The organism is Nannocystis exedens (assembly GCF_002343915.1).
GTDB classification, from domain to species: domain Bacteria; phylum Myxococcota_A; class Polyangia; order Nannocystales; family Nannocystaceae; genus Nannocystis; species Nannocystis exedens.
Genome location: NZ_NETK01000001.1, coordinates 1,694,263 through 1,713,350, shown reverse-complemented (window position 1 = coordinate 1,713,350; position 19,088 = coordinate 1,694,263). Strand labels below are relative to the sequence as shown.

The window sequence follows — 19,088 nt, the reverse complement described above, 5'->3', positions numbered from 1 at the left end:
TCGATCGCCGCTCGGGTATAGTCTCGCGGCCCGGATGCCGACGACCCACCCGACATTGCCGGCCGTCGGCGAAGGTTTGGCGGCCCGTTGGATCGGCCGCGTGATCGACGGCCGCTACCGGATCGTCGAGCTGCTCGGTGAAGGTGGCATGGGCGCGGTGTTCGTCGCGGAGCACCTGAAGCTGCGCAAACAGGTCGCGCTCAAGACGATCCGCGCCGAGTTCGCGGCGAACAGTCAGGCGGAGGCGCGCTTCACCCGGGAGGCGCTGGCGACCGCCCAGCTCGATCACCCTCACGTCGCCAGCGCGATCGACTACGGGCACCTGCCCGAGGGCGGCGCGTACCTGGTGACCCAGCTCGTCCGGGGCACGAGCCTGAGCAAGCGTCTCGAGCAGGGGCCGCTCTCGTGGCCGCAGGCGTGCCAGCTCGGCAGCCAGATCGCGGACGCCCTGGCGGCCGCGCACGCGCTCAAGATCGTTCACCGCGACCTCAAGCCCGACAACATCTTGCTCGAGCAGCGCGGCGACGGGTCGCTGCACGCGCGAGTGGTCGACTTCGGGATCGCCCGCGTCTCCGGTGAGCTCGGCGGGGGAGTCGCCGACACCGCACAGCCGCTCACGCGCATGGGCGCCGTCATCGGGACGCCGGGGTACATGGCGCCCGAGCAGGCCGTCGGCGGTCAGGTCGATCACCGCGTCGACCTCTACGCCCTCGGCGTGGTCCTGTGGGAGTGCTGCACAGGCCAACAACTGTGGCAGGGCGATTCGGTGACCGAGGTGTTTTCGCGGCAGCTCACGCGCAGCGCACCGAGCCTGCGCGGCGATGTCCCCGACGGGCTCGCAGCGCTGCTCGAGCGGCTGCTCGCGCGCTCGCCAACGGAGCGCGTGGCGTCGGCTGCGACGGCCCGGGACGAGCTGCGGCGGCTCGCGTTCGACGGCGAACGAGCCGCCGCCGCGCCTCTCCAGCCCGCAGCCACGTCCTTGCCCGCGGGCGTGAAACCGACTGGCGGAGACGTCACGCTCGCGGACGTCCGGCCGGGCGGGACCGCAGCGAGCACAGGCGCCGACTCGCGGCGCCCCGCGAACCGACGAGCGTCGCGCGGCCGGTGGTTCGCGGGAGCCGCTGCGCTCGTCCTGCTCGGGTTCGTCGCGTGGTCCGCCGGCCGAGGCGGCGCGACACCCGAGGAGCCCGAGAGCCCCGAGACCCCCGCTCGCCGCGGTCGAGCCACGATCGACGAGCTCGTCGCCGAAGCGCCCGCGGCGTACGCCGACGACGTCAGGATGTTGCTCAGCAGCACTTACCCCGAGGCACGCCGCCTCGCCAGCGCGGCGATCGCCGGCGCGCCGGCGAAGGACGCGATCCCCGAGTACCTCCGCGACCTCGCCGAGCTCGAGCGCGCGAGCAAGTGCGCGGCGAAGAAGGATGCTCTCGCGCGGATCGAGGCGGCCGGCGATGTTCGAGCGCTCTCCGCCCTCAAGATCGTCGCGCGCACGCCGAAGGACTCCTGTCGCAAGTGGGTCGTCCGCTACGACTGTCTCGAGTGCCTCCGCGACGATCTCGCGCGAGTGATCGCGCGTTTCGAGGCAGACCCCTCGGGGTGAACGCGATCGCACGAATGCCGTGGGAGGGACATCACCGTCCCTCGCAAAGTGCGGGGGCCGAAAGAGCGTGTTCGAGTTCGCCTTTGGATCCCGACGCCGCGCCGCCTCCCGGACCCCTGACCGCGATTTGCTGGGCGATGCGCGCTCGACCTCGTGTGTCCTGCACCGTCGGTACAAGTGGGCTCGCTGCTCTGCAACACTCGCAGCATGCACCATTCACGCGGCTCGCGCCGGGACCGTATTGAATCGTGAGCCGCCTCAAGCCCCTCGACCCGCCGGTGCCGGTCGAAGATCCGCTTCCTCGCGCGAGCGCCATGCGGCCCCGGTGCGCATGGACGGCCGTTTCCTCGCGACGGCCGACGGTCGCGCCTCGCGAGTCGTCGCATTCGCTGCGCGAAGGGCCCCGACACCCTGTTCTTCACGAGCGGCAAGTCGTGGTACGAGGTGTTTTGGACGGAGCCGAACGGCAACGCGTACTACATCCTCGCCCACCCGTACATGGCGGCGGTGCTGAACGGCCTCGCCAACGCCGATACCCTCATGGTCGATGACCTGCTCGACCACGACGTCAAGTCGTTCTTCGAGACGTATGGGCCGTCGAATCGGCAGCCCTTCGTGTCCAAGCTGGTGCTCGTCGACTGGCGACGACCCTTGAGAAGTTCAACGGCGGCAAGCTGGGCGCGACGCACTGCAAGTAGCGACGTGAGCGGGTGAACGCCACGCATGGCGCTCCCCCCTTTGGTCGCGAATGCCGCGATGGCCCTTCGGCCACGACGCCCGGGGGCGCGAACCAAGAGGGCGCTGCGTCACTTCGTGGCGGTCTTGCTCGGAGGAGCAGGTGCGGGCCCCTCGCCCTCACTGCCCCAATGCTCCACGGCCCAGAGCACGATGACGAGCAGGGCCAGGCCGGCGAACACCGCGAGGAAGCCGGCGAACCCCCGGTTCGAAGGAGGTGGCGCGGGCTTGGGCGCCGGCGTGGGCGCGGGCGCCACGACTGCGTGCGTCGGACTTTGAGCCAAGGTGCGCAGGGCGTCCCGGACCTCGCGGGCGGTCTGCGGGCGGTCGCGGGCTTCGCGAGCGAGCAGCTTGCAGAGCAGGCGATCGAGTTCGGGCGGCAGATCTGGAAGCTCGGCGACCAGCGACGGCGGTGGTTGCGAGAGCTGACGGAGCAAGATGTCGGACAACTCGCCGCCGTCCCAGAGCTCCCGGCCCGCGAGGCACTCCCAGAGGATGACGCCCAGCGCGTACAGGTCCGTGCGCTCGTCGGTCGGTTCGCCCGCGCCCTGCTCGGGCGCCATGTAGCCCGGCGTGCCCATCACCGTGCCGAGGCGCGTCAAAGGGGTCGCGCCCGCCCCGCCGTCGGCCAGGCGGGCCAGCCCGAAGTCGAGGACCTTGACCACCGACGTGTCCTCGCGCCGTTCGAGGAGGATGTTGTCGGGCTTCAGATCGCGGTGAATGATGCCCGCGCCGTGGGCCGCCACGAGCGCGTCGGCGATCTGGAACCCGATATCGCACGCCTTCCGCCAGGGCAGCTTCCCGGCGGCGATCGTTTGGGTCAGCGTCGGTCCGCGGACCAACTGCGTGACGAGGTATGCCCCGCCGTTCGGCAGGCGGCCGAAGTCGATCGCGCGGGTCACGTTCGGATGATCGATCTTCGCCGTCGCCATCGCCTCACGGCGGAACCGCTCGGAGATCTCGGCATTCTCCGTGTACACGGCGTGGATCATCTTGACCGCCACGAGCGTGTGGAGGCTGATCTGCTCCGCCGTGAACACGGCCCCCATGCCGCCCTCGCCGAGGAGCTCGCGGAGGCGATAACGACCGTCGAGCGTGTGCCCGATCCATGCGGTCGGCGGTGCGTCGGCGGGGGGAGTGGACGAGGATGCTGCGTTGTTCACGAGGACACCGTGGCGATGACGTGCCGCAGGCGAGCGGTCGCGACCTTCGACGATCGGATCGCAGGACGCCGATCGTCGCAGACAGTGTCACGGCTCGAAGGCGCAGCGGTCAATCATCATCGACGCGCGCGCCGGCCGCCGCGCCGTCTCGCATTGAAGTTGCCGGCCTGGAAAAACTCGACCGCGGCCGGTCGAAGGATGTTCCGGAGCGCAGTGTCTGCGGCCGCGAGCAGGAGTTTCCCTTCGCGGAGGCGAAGACCACGGCTTGTGACCCGCGCGTCGTCCTACGGTGACGCGCGGACCACGGCTGGCATCCCAATCAACCGGGGATCGGGGTCGGGGTCGGAATCTCGAGGGTGTCGCTGCAGACCTCGGCCTTGCCGTCGACGTACGCCTGGTTGATCTTCGCCGCGCAATCGCTGAGCTCGGAGGCGGAGAGCGCCGCCGGGCAACCGCCGAGCGCGGCGTTGGCCGCCGCGAGCACCTCGCCGACGCTCATGCCGGCGCAGGGGCTCCCGGGGTCGGCGACCACGAGATCGGCCAGCGGGACCGGCGTATCGACCTGCTTGAAGTCATCGAACGCGTCGAAGGCGACGCTCAGGCTGAGCGCGACGACCTGGCCGAAGAGCACGGTGCCGACGGTCGGATCGGCGTCGGAGCCGTCGTAGGAGACGGCCTCCACGGGCAGGAGCGCCCGCGGCTCGCCCCCGGTCGGCAACGCCCGTTCGACCGCGGCGCTGCCGAGGAGCGTCGCGTGCAGATCGCCGCAGCCGACGACGAGCCCGTCAGGGAACGCCGCATCGAAGTGCGCGTCGCGGTAGCAGCCGGCGTTGTTGCCCTCGCAGCTGTTGCCCCACCCGCCCTGGGTCTGCGTGCGGTAGCCGCACGGATCGCCCCCGTCACACGTCGCAGGCAGGTACTCGAAGTACATGCCCCAGTTCTTGCCGGGGAAGTCGTGTCCCTGACCCCAGGCGGTCTCTCCGCCGACGATCTCGCCCTCGATCTCCTGCGCGACCGCGGCGTGGGTCGCAATGTACAGAGGGTCGCCCGGCTCCGCGCCGATGTCCGCGAGCAGCACACAGAACGCGTCGTGCTGCGTCCACAGATCTTCGTGATGGAGCGGGAATTGCCCGGGGATCGGGTTTCCGTTCTTCTGCGGGATGCCCGCGGGATCGGTGGCGATGGCGAGGTGAGTCTCGGTCAGGTACCAGTCGCCTTCGGTGGCGAACGCGACGCAGACCGTGGTCTCGTCGTTGTAGACGGTGACCGCGCCGACGTCGATGTTCTGTCCGGCGATGAGCTCGACCGATGCCTCGCCGCACGCTTCGGCGGAATCCATCGGGGCGACCTCGGTGAGCGCGCGCATGTCGCCGGACCGCGCCTGGTCGCAGGCGAAGCCCAGCAGCGTGAGCGCGACAAACCCGAACTTCCAATTGTGATGTGCCATTGTCGTGCGTCCTTTGAAGCGACCGTCGTGTCGGGGCGAGCGCACGAGCTCGAGCCCTCGCGACGGCGTTCGCGACCCTTAGGCAACCGAACAAGAGGTTCCTCCAAGGTCGCCGACGATTTTTTCCTGCGCCTGTCCGACCGTGTGCATGCAATGTGGTCACGACGGTGCTCATGTCATCCTCACAGCCGGGTCCGTCTCGTTGCTGGGCTCGGTCGGGCTCGCCCCGAGCGAGCTGGACCGTGAGCGCGAGAGCATGCGTGCAGGCATGGTCTACAGATCGTGGTCGGACCGATCGGGGCGCCGGAATTTGGCAGTTGCCGAGCACCCTGCGCGATGCGTGAATGCGGCTGCACTCGCACGACCCAACGCACGAGCTCGGGTGCGGTCGCCGCGGCGCCCCGCGAGCAGCGCCCGAGGCGCTGGCCTTCAGGCCAGGCGTCGAGCGTCTGCCTGTAACGGCACGCCGAGCTCGCGTTCGCCGGCCGCGAGCAGGATCTCCACCTCGCGGAGGCCTTCCGCGTGCTTCGGCAGCGCTGCGAAGCGCGACGACAGGGCGGTGAGCGCCTCGCGGTTGGAGATCAGCCCGCGCGGCGATCCCTTGTCGCGGTTGAACACCACGGAGTCGCGGAGCATCGTGACCGCCTCGTCGTTGCGCCCGCACCAGGCGAGCACCTCCGACAACAGCTCCGTCGTCTGCGCCAGGCCGGTCAGGTCACCGATCCGGGTCTGCGTGTCGAACGCGGCCTCGAGCTGTTGCCTCGCCTCCTCGATGCGGCAGCGCTTCAACTCGAGCCGACCCATCGTCTCCCACACGCGCGCGAGCTCGCGGGGATCGTCGAGCTCGCGATAGGCGCGCTCTGCTGCGAGCGCGTGTTCGAGGCCGATCGCGTAGCCCTCTTCCTCGCGTCCGAGCCGCATCCGGGCATGGAGCGGCAGCTTGGCGAACAGGTGCTCCGTCTCCGCGAGCTCGCGCAGCGCCACCTGGTCGTCCTGACCCCGCGCGTCGAAGATCGCTCGAGAGGCGCGCAGCAGCTGCAGCGCGCTCGCGGCGTCACCCATCCGGACGCGCACGGCGGCCTGGTCGTTGAACAGGCACGCCGCTCCGATCGTGTCGTTCGCGGCCTGCAACTTTCGGCTCGCCTCCTCGAGCTCCGCGAGCGCCCGCGCGAGCGAATGCGGGTCGCCCAGCTCGAAATAGACGCCTGCCAGGGCCTGCGCCAGATCGACGGCGAGGTCGACCGGTACATCCGACCCGAGCTCGGCGCGCGCGGCCTCGAGCGACACCAGCGCCTGGGCCAGCGTGAAGCCGTGTTCGTAGCCCGCCGCCTGCCACTGCAGCCGCCCGCGCTCGAGCAGCGCCCGCGCCTTGAGCCGCTGCCGGGACGCGCCGATGGGCAGCGATGCGAGCAATTCGAGCACCTCGTTCACGTGCTGGGCCGCCACCTGCGGTGCTCCCATCTCCGCGGCCGTGCGCGCTGCTTCGCACAGGTGCTCCGCGGCCGCCTCGGCGTCGCCGGCGAGGCGCATGTGCTCGGCGGCCCGCACCTTGTCGACCAGCGGGTCCTCGAGCTCGGTCGCCCCGGTCCTGGGGGACGGGCTCCACTCGGCCGGCGCCGGCAAGTCGACGTCCGGGGCGAGGAGCAACGTCCGGGGGCGAACCGGCGCCCCGGTGCCTCGGGCCGGCGCTGCCACCACGGTCCGTCGCTGAACCACGGCTTTGGGAGGCGCGTGCGGGGCCGGAGCCGCGGTGCTCGTCCCCGAAGCTTGGATGTCCTTTGGGGCAGGCGATCCGCTCTCGTCGTGGTCGGGCGGGCTGACCTCCGCGGCTTGCGGGCTGTCGGCGGCGGCCTGCGCGCCGCTCGACGCGTCGTCGGCCGTCTCGGCGACCAGATCACTGACTTCGTGGGACAGGTCGATGATGTCCGCCACGCGAGCATCGCCGAGCCTCTCCCGTCGGATCGTAGCGATCCTGGCCGCGTTCGGCGGAGGCGGGGGCGGGGCGGTCACCTTCGCCGCGCGCCCGCCGAGCAGCCGCCCGAGCTGGCGGTGCCACGCTTGCGCGAGCGACGGTATGATCGACGCGGACAGGGCGGAGAGCGCGGAGGTCGGCAACGAGAACCGTCCCTCGCCGCGATCCTCGATCGGGACGCCGAGATCCACGGCGTGTTGGAGCTGCTCGAGCACCTCGAGCGGCTCGAGCGCCAGCAGATCGGCGAGGATCCTGAGCTCGAAGCCCGGGCCGATCAACGCCCCGGCTCGCAGCACGCGGAGCGTCTTCGCGGGTAACGCGTTCCACTCGATCCGCTGCGCCTCACCGAGGCGCGGCGCCTCGCCCCGCACCACGGCCTCGGCGTCGCGCCCGCGCACGGCCGCGAGCAATTCGGCCGCGGCCTCCTTCGGCTCGCCGTGAAACACCAGCAGCAGCGGCAGTCGCATCCATTCGGCCCGCTGCACGATCTGCGTCAGCGCCGCCAGCGTCGCCTTGTCGGCGTGTTCCACCGCGTCGAAGACGACGACCCACCGCGCACCCTTCTGTTGGGCGAGCTGATTCCACAGCTCGACGACGATGACCTCGGTGGCGCGCTCGGGCGTCTCACCGAAGAGCGTCCGCGCTCGCAGCTTGCTCCGCTCCGGCCGCGGGCGCGTCTCGCCGAGGATCGCCTCGGTCAATCGACGCGCCTCGAGGAGCGGTCGCAGCGCGGCGGGAGCGACCTCGCAGCTGACGCGGATCAGTTGCAGGTCCGGAGGCGGGTCGGGCGGGCGGCCGAGCGTTGCCGCGATCTTCTTCTCGCGGACTCGATCCCACAGTCCGTTCGCGGTTCGAGGAGGAACGGTGTGACCCATGAAGCGATGGTACATCGAGTCACCCGCTTGCGTCACGCGCCTGAATGCGGTGGATGGGGTGCGCTGCGGTGCGCGAATGGAGCTGTGTCTCGAGTGCGGTCAAGGTGGAAAAAATCTTCGTCGGGGCCCTGTCGCGTTGGAACGCGTCGACGCGCCGCTGTCTGTCGTCCGGGGCGCCTCCATCGGCGTTGCGCACCAGGCGAAGCGAGCTTCGTCGGCTCGAAGTGGGGCCGAGAGCAGCAGATTCGTCGCGCGCCGCCAGGGTCGACGCGCTCATGCATCATCGGGCCTTCCGTGCCCTCCTCGCACCGCGCGAGGGGGTCGTCGACGACGAGTCGCGACGAGACTTGTATTGAGAGCGGGGAGTCGTGGTTCGCCGTGGCGAAGGTTACAAGGAGGCGAGCGGGCGACGGACGGATCGTCGGTCCGGGCCGCCGGGCTCGGCGGCAGCGGCGAGTTCGGCGACCTCTGCCCAGCGCCGCGGGGTCGCGCGCAGCGCCGGCGGCGAGAACCCCGCGCGAGGGCGGTGCCGGGCAGGGGACGTGACGAGGGATGCAGGGAGGGTCTCTCCAGTGTAAGAGAGTAACGGGTGGCTGGGGCATGAACGTGGGGACAAACTTTTCAGCGCTTCCGGAGACACCTTCTTCCGGGGCGGTCGACTTTCCCGACTGCGACCGGGAGCCGATCCACACCCCCGGTTCGATCCAGGCGTTCGGGCTCCTGCTCGTGCTTTCCGAGCCCGGACTCGTCGTCCAGCAAATCAGCGCGAACTCCTCCGCCTTCCTCGGTAGCTCGCCCGAGGAGCTGCTCGGCTGCCCGGCCGCACGACTCTTGAACGGCGAATCGCTCGCGGCGTTGCGCTCCGCGACACAGGTCGTCCGTGAGCGTGAGCTGCGACCGCTGCGTATCATCGCAGCGGGTCGCGCGTTCGACGGTCTCCTGCACCGCCACCAGGGCGTGCTCCTCCTCGAGCTCGAGCCGTTCGATCCGACCCAGCCGGAGCCGTCGCTGCGCGACCTGCTCGGCTGCGCCCTGGCGCGGATCGAAGCCGCACGGACGATCGATGCGCTCGTCGAGGTGCTCGTGCAGGAGGTGCAGCGCCTGACCGGCTTTGACCGCGTCATGGTGTATCGCTTCGACCAGGCGGGGCACGGGGAGGTGATCGCCGAGGCGCGCCGCGATGACCTCGAGCCGTACTTGGGCCTCCGCTATCCCGCCTCGGACATCCCCCGGCAGGCCCGGCGGCTGTATACGATCAACTGGTTGCGCATCATCCCGGACAGCAGCTACCGGCCAGTCGCGCTCGTGCCGGCGCTCCGACCCGACACCGAGGCGCCGCTCGACCTCAGCTACTCGATCCTGCGCAGCGTCTCGCCTGTTCACGTCGAGTACATGCAGAACATGGGGCTCAGCGCGTCGATGAGCGTCTCGCTGGTGCATCGGGGCGCTCTGTGGGGATTGCTCAGCTGCGGGCACCACTGCGGGCCGCGGTACCTGCCGTACGTGGTCCGAGGCGCTTGCGAAATGCTCGGCCGGGTCGCGTCGCTGCAGATCGCCGCCATGGCCGAGCTCGAGGAGCGCCGGATCCGCGACGCGTGGCACGGCCTCCTCCTCGGCCTCGAGGAGGCGATGCGTCGTGCCGGGGACGACGTGCTGGCCGGGCTCGCCGCGCGGGGCCCCGAGTTGCTCGAGCTCGTCTCGGCGCACGGCGCGGCGATCTGCACCGACGCCGGCTGCTTGGCGGTGGGGGAGACACCGCCGCCGGGAGCGATCGAGCAGGTGGTCGCCTGGCTGAGGGAGACGAACGACGCACCGGTGTTCCACACGGCGTCGCTGCCGCAGGCTTTCCCCGACGCCGCCCGCTTCGCCGACGTGGCGAGCGGCCTGCTTGCGCTGCGACTGCCGCGGCCGCGCCCGCATTACGTGCTGTGGTTCCGCCCCGAGATCGTGCAGACGGTGGACTGGGGCGGCGATCCGAATAAACCTGTCGAGCTCGGGGCCGGCGGCGCGACGCGGCTCCACCCGCGCCGCTCGTTCGCCCTCTGGAGAGAGGTCGTGCGGCAGAGCTCGTCGCCGTGGCGAGACGGCGAGCTCGAGGCGGTGGAAGAGCTGCGACGCCGCGCGCTCGAGATCGATCTCGGACGCCAAGTCGAGCGCGCCAACCGGGCCGTCCGCCTGCGCGACGACCTCGTCGCCGTCGTATCGCACGACCTGCGCAACCCGCTCGGCGTGATCCAGATGTCCGGTGCCGTCATCGCCAAGAGCATTCGCGCCTCCGAAACGCAGCCCGAGGAGGGGAGCGTCACGACGGCGCTCGACCGCATCCAGCGCTCGGTGACCAGCATGAGTAACCTGATCGGCGAACTCCTCGACGTCGCCAAGATCGAGTCCGGTCGGTTTCAGATCTCGCTGCAGGAAAAGGGCGTGAAACAATTCCTCGACGAGTCGATCGGGGTCCTTCGCCCGCTCGCGGAGCGCAAGCGGATCGACATCTCTCCGGTCGCGGCGCCGGCCGATCTGCGCGCCTGCATGGATTCCGAGCGGATCTTTCAGGTGCTCTCGAACCTGGTCGGCAACGCGATCAAGTTCACCGCGCAGGGCGGCACGATCTCGGTCGCGGCCGAGCCGCACGGGAAGGAGGTCGTGTTCCTTGTCCGAGACACCGGGGCCGGCATCCCGGAAGAGCAGCGCGCCTGGATTTTCGACCGCTTCTGGCAGGCGAGGCGAACCGGGCAGAGCGGCGTCGGCCTCGGGCTGTTCATCGTGAAGGGCATCGTCGAGGCCCACGGCGGCCGCGTGTGGGTCGACAGCGAGGTCGGCCGCGGTACCACGTTCAGGTTCACGCTGCCGGCGGCCTGAGGCCGCGCGCGGTCATCCCGACGCGAATCGAGGCCGGCGACCAGGGCGCCGAGGAGCGTCGACGCGACCCGCGCGCGTTCAGTGCCAGCCCCACTTCCCCTTGCCCTTGCCCTTCCACTTGCCCTTGTGCTTGTGCTTGTGGATATGCACGGTCGGGGCGTCGATGACGATGACGCCGACATAGGCCGGACGGACCGCGAACAGCCAGCCGTAGAACGCCGGACCGCCGGTGACCACGATCGTGTTGTTCTGGACGACGATCGGGACGTTGTAGTCGTACACGATCGTGTCGTAGCCGATGACGCAGGGCGCGTAGGTCGCCTTGACGACCAGGGTGTTCGTCGTCTTGTCGGGCGCGAAGTCGATGAAGGCGACGAGCAGGGTGTTGTCCTTCTCCTTCTTCGACGACGGGATCACGTGCAGCTCGAACACGATCTCGTCGTTCGGCTTCTTGACCTCGACGATCTGGATCTTGTCGAGCTTGCCGTCGCCGTCGATGTCGATGGTGTGCAGCTTCTCCTTGGGATTGTTGAGCTGCTTCTCGAGCGCCTCGGCGTCCTTGACCTTGCCCTTCTTGATCAAGTAGTTGACGGTCTCGAGGTCGAGCACCTCGGGCTTGAGCTGGACGTCGACGTTGGCCTGGACGTGGACGGCCGCCATCGCCGCGGGCTGGTCGACCTCCGCAGGGGCGGGCTGGCCCTTGGACTGGGCCGCGATGACCGCGTCGCAGGCGAGCGCGGAGGTGGTGGCGGCGACGACCAGTGCGCACAGGAAGGGTCTTCTCATGGGGGACCTCGGGGGACAGAAGCTTCGACAGGCCCGGCGACGGTGATTCTAGACGAGGATGCCACGACGGATGCGGCGGTGACTTCCCGCCGTGCTTCGAACCGATGCGGCTGATGGCGCCCATGAACCCACATGTGACGATCCTACCGGTCCCCCGTCCGCGCGGAGGCGGGTCGAGGCCGAAAGCCGGCCGTGGCGTCGGCGATGGACGACGCATGCGGCGGATCGCGAGCGGCTCGGCCAGGGATGATCGCGCAGTTGCCGTCGATGCATGGGCCCTCGCCGCATTCGGCGGGATGCTCGCACGCGCCGCCGCGCTGCATGCTTTCGCCTCGCATGCACGTGTTCGCCTCCGAGTCGCAATTCGAGGTCGGCGCAGCAGTCGGAGTTGGCGGAGCAGCTGCTCGTCGTTGGCATGAATCGTATGACCCATACATATGTCTCAAGAGACATCTCGTGTTGAGTCGTGTCCGGTCGAGGCGCGCGGTGAGCCGACGTCGCAGGCCTGGGCAGACGCGGGGCGGGTCAAGTCGCGGCGAGGTGCGCGGTGAGCCACTTCTGCAGGCCGGGGCGCGGGCCGGGGCCGACGCGGGGGCGGGGCGGGGCCGGTCGTCGGTGCGCGCCAAGTGCAGCTCCTCGCCGTCCTCGGGGACGTCGACCCTGGCCAGCAGGCCTTCGGCGCGCAGCCGTTCGCGCAGCCCGGCGCGGGTGGTGGGGCAGTGATCGAGGGCCTCGAGGTGGTTGAGCACGACCCGCCCGGGGGCGCGGCGGACCAGGGCGACGAGCTCGTCGACGGAGAACAAGATCCGGCCCACGCCCATGTCGGCGGCGCCGGCGGGGGCGACGACGACGTCGGGGCGCAGCCGGTCGATGGCCTCGAAGACCGCGTCGGCGAGGACCGCGTCCGAGGTCAGGTACACGCTCGGCTCGTCGGGGTGCGCGAGGTAATAGCCGGACACCGGACCCATCAGCCAGGCGAGCCAGCCGCGGCCGTGCCGGGCCGGGATGACCTCGACGTCGAGGCCGAGCGCGCCGCCGTGGACCTCGCGGACGTCGAGCCCCTTGCGGCGCAGGCTGGCGGCATCGACGTGGCTGCACCACACGGGCAGGCCGCGGGCGCGGATCCACCGCAGCGCGGCGCCGTCGAGGTGGTCGGGGTGCTCGTGGGTGACGAGCACGCCGGTGGCGGCGTCGAGCCAGGCGGGCGCGTCGGCCGGCAGCGGGACGAGCGGGTTGGGCCGCCGGCCGGCGCCGAACTTGAAGCCGGGCAGCGCGCCGGCGTCGGCGAGCATCGGGTCGACGAGCAGGCGGTGCTCGCCGTACGTGAGGAGGGCGGTGGCGTTGCGCAGGTGGCGGTACTTCATCGGCGTGGTCTCGCCGGGAAAGCTAGGCGGCGCAGGAACGGATGGAAACTGCTATACAAGGATGCCCGTCATCCGTTTTTGCATGGAGGCCCGATGGACTGGGAGCTGCTGCGCACGTTCGAGGCTCTGGCGCGCCTCGGGAGCCTGACGGCCGCCGCGAAGGCGCTCGGGGTCAGCCAGTCGACCGTCAGCCGCCACCTGGCGCGGTTGGAGGAGGCGGCCGGGTCGCCGCTGGTGCTGCGCGAGGCGCCGCTGCGGCTGACCGAGCGGGGGCAGGCGCTGCTGGCGGCGGTGCTGCCGATGGTCGACGCGGCGCTGGCGGCCCGGGCCGCGCTCGAGGACACGCCGGAGCTGCACGGCGAGGTCACGCTGAGCACCGTCGGCGAGCTGTTGCGGTGGAGCCTGGCGCCGCGGCTGCCGGAGTTCTACCGCGCGCACCCGCGGCTGCGCCTGCGCGTGCTGGCGACCAATCGGGTCAGCAGCCTGGCCGCGGGCGAGGCCGACGTCGCGCTCCGCATGGTCCGCCCGCAGCGCGGCGAGCTGGTCGCGCGCCGGCTGCGGACCGAGACGTACGCGTACTTCGCCGCCGAGGCGCTGGCGCTCGACCCCGCGGTGCCGTGGCTCGGGCTGGCCGGCTCGCTGGCGGACATCCCCGAACAGCGCCACGCCGAGCGGGTGTTCGCCGGCCGGCCGGCGCGCCTTTCGGTCGAGGACTTCGAGTCCCTCGGGCGCGCGGTCGAGGCCGGGCTCGGGGTGGCCATCCTGCCGCGCGGCTTCGCGGCCCGGCTGCAGGGCGTCGTCGAGGTCGCGCCCTGGCAGATCGGCGCCGACGGCGACGAGGGCGTGCCCCCGCGCGACCTGTGGATGGTCGTGCACCGCTCGAAGCAGCGGGTGCCCCGCGTGCGCGCGCTGCTCTCGTGGCTGGCCGAGGTGCTGCGCTGAGCGGGCACGAGGACGGCAGCGCCGCTCGCAATAAACCTGTCCCCGGGGCCAGGTCAGCGGCTCTGCTGCCACAGCCGGCGCAGCACCCCGGCGCCGATCGTGCCGAGCTCGAGCAGCTTGAGGTACGTCGGCATCTCGATCGTCGGCACCTCGTAGGGCGGGCGCTCCCACTCGTCGATGCCGCCGCGGTCGACCCACGCGCTGTGGAGCGGGAAGCCCGGGCGGATGCCCTGCTCGTGCGGTCCGGGGCCGAGCGTGCAGATCGGGCCGTTGTCGAGCGGCTGGGCCGCGTCCCAGATCCAGATCTCCATGTCGGGGTGGTCGGGGCCCCACACCAGCGCGACGATGTAGCCGTCGCGGGTGCTCTGGCTGCCCGGGCGCGGCACGAAGATCGGCGCGGCCATGAACCACCCGGGCTCGAAGGCGTAGCTGCTGTCGAGCCGCATCTCGTGGTCGAGGCGGTAGAAGCGGACGGTGTTGTTCGGGTCGGAGATCCGCTCGATGAACTCGGGCACCGGGACCAGGCGGCGCGGCGGCCAGGCGTCGTCGGGGCGGCCGCGGCGGAAGTTGGCGAACACCCGCGCGCTCATCGTCTGCGGCAGCCAGCCGCCGGCCACCCAGTAGGTCGCGTCGAGGCGCCGGCACGTGCGGAGCAGGTTCGGCGTCGCCGACGTGTCGTGCTCCGACAGGTACGGCGAGATCTGCAGCGGCGGCAGGAGGTTGAGGCCGAGCGGGAAGTGCTCGCGGTCGTCGGGGTGGGGGAACGCGCGCGTCTCGACGGTGCCGCGGCGCAGGTCGACGACGTGGCGGCGGACCTGGTTGAGGTCGGTCGCCGACGAGAACATGCCGAGCAGGCTGTCGGGGACGATGCCGCCGCCGATCAGCCGGTCCCCCGCCTCCATCTGATCGGCCGGGTCGGCGCCGACGTTGTGCTGGGCGAAGATCGTGACGACGTCGTCGTCGTCGTCGTAGTCGGTCAGCGCATGCGTCAGCTCCCACATGAGGTCGACGCGCCTCGCCGGCAGCTCGCGCGCGCCGGACTTGAGGGCGCGGCGGATGTCGTCCTTGTGGATGAAGTAGACCGGGCAGATGTGGTCGGGCGTGGCCTCGCGCAGGCGGATCCGCAGCCAGCGGTAGAGCACCCGCAGGTTGCGCGGGACCTCGATCGTGCGGCTCTCGACCAGCCACTTCCAGAGCAGCGGCGTGAGCGGCTCGACCAGCGACGAGGTGTTGAGCACGAGGTTGGCGTTGAAGACCACCAGGTAATTGCGGGTGAGGCAGATCTGGTGGACGCTGGCGTGGCCGAGGATCACGCCCTGGCCGTCGACGGTGACGCGCATCGGCGGGGTCGGCGGGGCCGGGCCGCCGTCCCAGGTGGTGACGTACAGGTCGGCGCGGATCGGCCGGTTGACGTGGACGAAGTCGGCGACCCGCGGGACGATGTTGGTGTAGAGGAGGCGCGGCTTGCCGGGCTCGAAGTCGGGGTCGTACACCGGGTGCCCGGTGGTCATGATCATCGGGCTGAACGAGCTGCCGACGGCGGTGTGGTAGTCGCCCGGCCGACCGACCGGGGTGATGTGCTCGAGCGTCTTCGGCGAGACCTCGACCGGGCGGCCGGCGTCGTACGACAAGAGCAGGCGGCGCCCGGCCTTGCCGTCGTGGGCGCCGACCGGGAAGGTCGGGATCGGCGAGGTGTTGGTGAGGTTCGAGGTGCCGAACCACGAGAACTCGGCGAAGTCGGTGCGGACGAACGCCTCGGGGGCCAGCTTGCGCAGGTGCCAGCTCTGGTTCTCGATGAAGCGGGTGGCGGCGCGGATGAACACGTTGCCGCCGTCGCGGTGCGGCTCGAGGTCGAGGATCAGCAGCCGCCCGCTGGCGGTGAGCATGTGCGGGTTGACGTTGAGCTCGTGGTGCTCGTGGATCGCCTGGTACGGGAAGACGGTGGTGAATGTCCTTCCGGACAGGTCCGAAGGGTAACGTCCGGTGCGCACGGCGTAGCGCGCGGCGTGGTCGACGACGTCGCCGTGGTAGGCGTGCAGGAGGCCTCGCTCGACCAACTCGGCGAAGTTTTGGACGCTGGTGGACATGGCGCGGACTAACGGCTCCAGAAGCGGAAGGCGAGGAGGAACACCGCCACCAGCGAGCCGACCAGGATCAGCGAGGAGACCGCCGGGAAGGCGGCGCAGAGCAGGGCGCCGGCGAGCATGACCCCCGCGGCGTACCAGATCCAGCGCTCGATGGCGATGCCCGCCATGGTGGCGATGGCGCCGAGCATCAAGAGGTCGTTGACCATGGTGGTCGCCACGGGGGTGCCGAGCACGACCGCGGCCGTCCGGTGGACCAGCATCGCCAGCGAGGAGACGACCAGCCAGGCCATGACGCGCCGGTTGATCGTGTTCTTGAAGAAGGAGCCGCGGAAGGCGAAGATGAGGGCGAACAGGACCACGTTGATGACGGCGCCGGCGATCGCGTTGCTGGCCGGCGAGGGCAGAAGGCTGCCCTCCGGGCTGTACACGATCAGGACGACCGTGATCGCCAGGATGCTGGCGGGGATGATCATCGACAGCATGACCCGCTGCGGGCGGGCGACCGAGAGGTCGAACTCGGGGTCGCGGGCGCGGCCGGAGCCGCGGTTCAGCGCGTCGAGCAGGTCGCTCATGCTGGGGAAGCGGTACTCGGGGTCGCGGTCGAGGGCGCGGACGATCGCGGCGTGGACGCCCGGAGGCACCGGCGAGTCGGCCGGCGGCGGGCGGATCTTGCCGTCGCTGACGTTGATCACGAGCTCGAGCAGGCTGCCGCCGGCGAACGGGTGGTGGCCGTAGAGCGCGGTGTAGAGGGTGACGGCGTAGCTGAACTGGTCGGTGCGGACGTCGGGCTGGCGGCCGGCGTGCTGCTCGGCCGCCATGTACGCCGGCGTGCCGGCGACCCGCCCGCCGTGGCTGCGGCCCGGGTCGGGCAGCGGCACGCCGTCGTCGGGCTCGGAGGTGTGGCGGTGCTCGGGCTCGGCGTCGACGGCCCCGACGGCGCCGCTCGCCGGGCCGGCGCGGCTGGTGGCCGCCCCGGGATCTGCCGCTGCGGCGTCGCGTCGCAGGCCGGAGGCGCTGAGGTCCGGGTCCGTCCGCGGGGCCGCGCGCGCGAGGCCGAAGTCCATCACCCGCGCGTGCCCGTGCTCGTCGACGAGGATGTTGTCGGGCTTGAAGTCGCCGTGGACGATGTCGGCCTGGTGCGCGGCCGACAGACCACGGCCTGCTTGCACCATCACGTCGAGGACCTGCTGCCAGGTGCGCGGCTGGGCCTTGAGCCAGCTGCCGAGCGTGCGGCCCTGCACGAACTCCATGGCGAGGTAGACCTGCTGCTCCCAGCGGCCGACCTCGTAGACCTGAACGACGTTGGGATGCGACATCCGGGCCATCGCGCGCGCCTCTCGCTGCATGCGCGCCTGGTTGGCCGGGCTGTTGTCGCGGCCGGGGCGGATCAGCTTGAGGGCGACGCGGCGGTCGAGCTCCTCGTCGTAGGCCGAGTAGACGACCCCCATGCCGCCCTCGCCGAGCTGGCGCAGGACGGCGTACTTGCCGATCCGCGCCGACTCGCCGAGGTAGCCCGGCCGCCGCGTCGGCTCGGACAGCTCGTCCTCGGCGTTGGTGTCGGGGCCGTGCGACGAGTCCGGCAGCGCCGACATGTTGGCCAGCGTGTCGACGGTGACTTCGTCGGCCGAGCTGCCGGGGAAGGCGGCCGCGTAGCTGTCGCGCCAGTCGCCGGGCTGGGACTGAGTCCCCGGGGCGAGGGGGCCGCGCTTGTTGTCGCCGTGGTCTCGCGTCATGTCCGTCGCCCGAGCCCGACCCCTCGGCGTGCTCGCCGAGACTACCGCAGCGCGACGCCGGGCGGCGCGAGATCGTCCCGCGGTCGCAAGAGAAAACCCCCGGTGCCCACGCGAAGGCGTCCGCCGGACACGGCGCCGGTTTCGCCGCCGGGACCGGAGGTTTCCGACGTCACCGGCTTTTCGGAAACGATGTACTTCCGGAGGCGCCCGCGCTATGCCCGGCGGGCAAAGGGAGCCCCCCGACGATGAAGCGAGCGCTGGCTCAAGGTGTCCTGATCGTCATCGTCATCGTCGCTGCGCTCGTGATGATGCGCGTCATCCGAGGCATGAAGCCCGAGGTCAAGGCGGTGACCAGCGAGCGCCGCTCGGTGCCGGTGGTCGTGCAACGGGCGCAGCCCGGGGCGCATCCGGTCACCGTCCGCGGGCTCGGCGAGGTCAAGCCGGTCCACCAGCTGCGCGTCACCTCGGAGGTCAACGGCCGCGTCATCGAGCGCAGCGACGGCCTCGCCCCGGGCGGCCTGCTCCGCCGCGGCGACCCGCTGATCCGCATCGACGCCCGCGACGTGTCGGCCCAGGTCGCGTCGCAGCGGGCCGCGCTCGAGCAAGCCTCGGTCGCCCTCGCCGACGAGCGCGGGCGCAAGTCGGTCGCCGAATACGAGTGGCAGGGCCGCGTCGACGCGCTGAGCGAACACGCGCGCGAGTTCGCGCTGCGGGACGTCCACGTGCGCAGCGCCCAGGCCAACGTCGAAGCCGCCCGCGAGCAGTTCGGCCGGGCCAAGCGCGACCTCGGGCGGACGATGGTCCGCGCGCCGTTCGACGCGATGGTCACCGAGGCGTCGGTCGAGCTCGGACAGGTGGTCACGACGCAGACGCAGCTGGCGACGCTGGTGGCGATCGACCGCTACTGGGTCGAGATCGCCGTGCCCGTGTCGCAGCTCGTCCACCTGGAGATCCCCGGCGTCAACAGCACGGCCCACCGCGGCTCGCCGGCCAAGGTGATCCACGACGCCGGCGCCGGCGTGGTCATCGAGCGCGACGGCTACGTCGAGCGCCTGCTCGGCCAGGTCGACGCCCGCGGCCGCATGGCCCGCCTGCTGGTGGCGGTCCCCGATCCGCTCGGGACAGGTCTCTACGGACAGGTCCCGAAGGTCAGCGACGCCCCGGCCGCGGCCGCCCCGTCGCCGCGGCTGCCGCTGCTGCTCGGCAGCTCGGTGCGGGTCGAGCTGGCCGGCCAGCCGCTGGCCGACACCACCGAGGTCCCGCGGGTGGCGCTGGTCGACGACGACAAGGTGTGGCTGGTGATCGACGGCAAGCTGACCCTGCGGACCGTCGAGGTGGTGTGGCGCTCGGCGACCACCGTGCTGGCGCGCGGGCTGGCGGCCGGCGAGGCGATCGTGACCACGCCGCTGGCGACCCCGACCGAGGGCATGCAAGTGACGATCGAGGGCGACGCGCCGGAGCTGATCGCGGCGAACCAACCCCCGGCGAAGAAGCTCTAGACCCGAGACACTGCGGACGCAGCGAG

12 protein-coding genes are annotated in these 19,088 nt (G+C 71.1%); 5 read left to right on the top strand and 7 right to left on the bottom strand.

The features are described 5' to 3' along the window. Positions 1-34 precede the first annotated feature (34 nt). A complete protein-coding gene (locus tag NAEX_RS06730) occupies positions 35-1,600 on the top strand; it encodes a serine/threonine-protein kinase (RefSeq protein WP_096326690.1) in 1,566 nt (521 codons plus the stop codon). Between the two features lie 444 nt (positions 1,601-2,044). After that, positions 2,045-2,314, top strand: a complete 270-nt coding sequence (locus NAEX_RS06725) for a hypothetical protein (RefSeq protein WP_096326689.1) — start codon at positions 2,045-2,047, stop codon at positions 2,312-2,314. Between the two features lie 92 nt (positions 2,315-2,406). Here the strand turns inward: NAEX_RS06725 and NAEX_RS06720 are convergent, their stop codons facing one another. From NAEX_RS06720 to NAEX_RS06710, 3 genes are all read right to left on the bottom strand, one after another. Next, complete coding sequence (locus NAEX_RS06720; RefSeq protein ID WP_143140845.1) at positions 2,407-3,498, bottom strand: serine/threonine-protein kinase; 1,092 nt, start codon at positions 3,496-3,498, stop codon at positions 2,407-2,409. A 319-nt stretch (positions 3,499-3,817) separates the two neighbouring features. Beyond that, positions 3,818-4,945: a hypothetical protein gene (locus NAEX_RS06715; RefSeq protein WP_096326687.1), complete on the bottom strand. Its 1,128-nt coding sequence runs from the start codon at positions 4,943-4,945 to the stop codon at positions 3,818-3,820. Positions 4,946-5,374: 429 nt separating this feature from the next. Next, positions 5,375-7,792: a hypothetical protein gene (locus tag NAEX_RS06710; protein WP_096326686.1), complete on the bottom strand. Its 2,418-nt coding sequence runs from the start codon at positions 7,790-7,792 to the stop codon at positions 5,375-5,377. A gap of 600 nt (positions 7,793-8,392) precedes the next feature. On the opposite strand from NAEX_RS06710, the gene NAEX_RS06705 reads away from it, so the two are divergent. Continuing rightward, entirely contained in the window at positions 8,393-10,651 is a 2,259-nt protein-coding gene (locus NAEX_RS06705) for an ATP-binding protein (protein WP_170135514.1), read from the top strand. 78 nt (positions 10,652-10,729) lie between these two features. On the opposite strand, the gene NAEX_RS06700 is transcribed toward NAEX_RS06705, so the two are convergent. Beyond that, complete coding sequence (locus NAEX_RS06700; RefSeq protein ID WP_096326684.1) at positions 10,730-11,437, bottom strand: hypothetical protein; 708 nt, start codon at positions 11,435-11,437, stop codon at positions 10,730-10,732. Between the two features lie 143 nt (positions 11,438-11,580). After that, entirely contained in the window at positions 11,581-12,801 is a 1,221-nt protein-coding gene (locus tag NAEX_RS06695; protein WP_096326683.1) for an MBL fold metallo-hydrolase, read from the bottom strand. A 93-nt stretch (positions 12,802-12,894) separates the two neighbouring features. On the opposite strand from NAEX_RS06695, the gene NAEX_RS06690 reads away from it, so the two are divergent. Continuing rightward, positions 12,895-13,743, top strand: a complete 849-nt coding sequence (locus NAEX_RS06690) for a LysR family transcriptional regulator (RefSeq protein ID WP_096326682.1) — start codon at positions 12,895-12,897, stop codon at positions 13,741-13,743. Positions 13,744-13,796: 53 nt separating this feature from the next. Here the strand turns inward: NAEX_RS06690 and NAEX_RS06685 are convergent, their stop codons facing one another. Beyond that, a complete protein-coding gene (locus NAEX_RS06685; protein ID WP_096326681.1) occupies positions 13,797-15,830 on the bottom strand; it encodes a carotenoid oxygenase family protein in 2,034 nt (677 codons plus the stop codon). Between the two features lie 8 nt (positions 15,831-15,838). Then, positions 15,839-17,563 (bottom strand): serine/threonine-protein kinase, encoded by a 1,725-nt coding sequence (locus NAEX_RS06680; RefSeq protein ID WP_096326680.1) that lies wholly within the window; start codon positions 17,561-17,563, stop codon positions 15,839-15,841. 245 nt (positions 17,564-17,808) lie between these two features. On the opposite strand from NAEX_RS06680, the gene NAEX_RS06675 reads away from it, so the two are divergent. Then, positions 17,809-19,062: an efflux RND transporter periplasmic adaptor subunit gene (locus NAEX_RS06675; RefSeq protein ID WP_096326679.1), complete on the top strand. Its 1,254-nt coding sequence runs from the start codon at positions 17,809-17,811 to the stop codon at positions 19,060-19,062. Positions 19,063-19,088 lie beyond the last annotated feature (26 nt).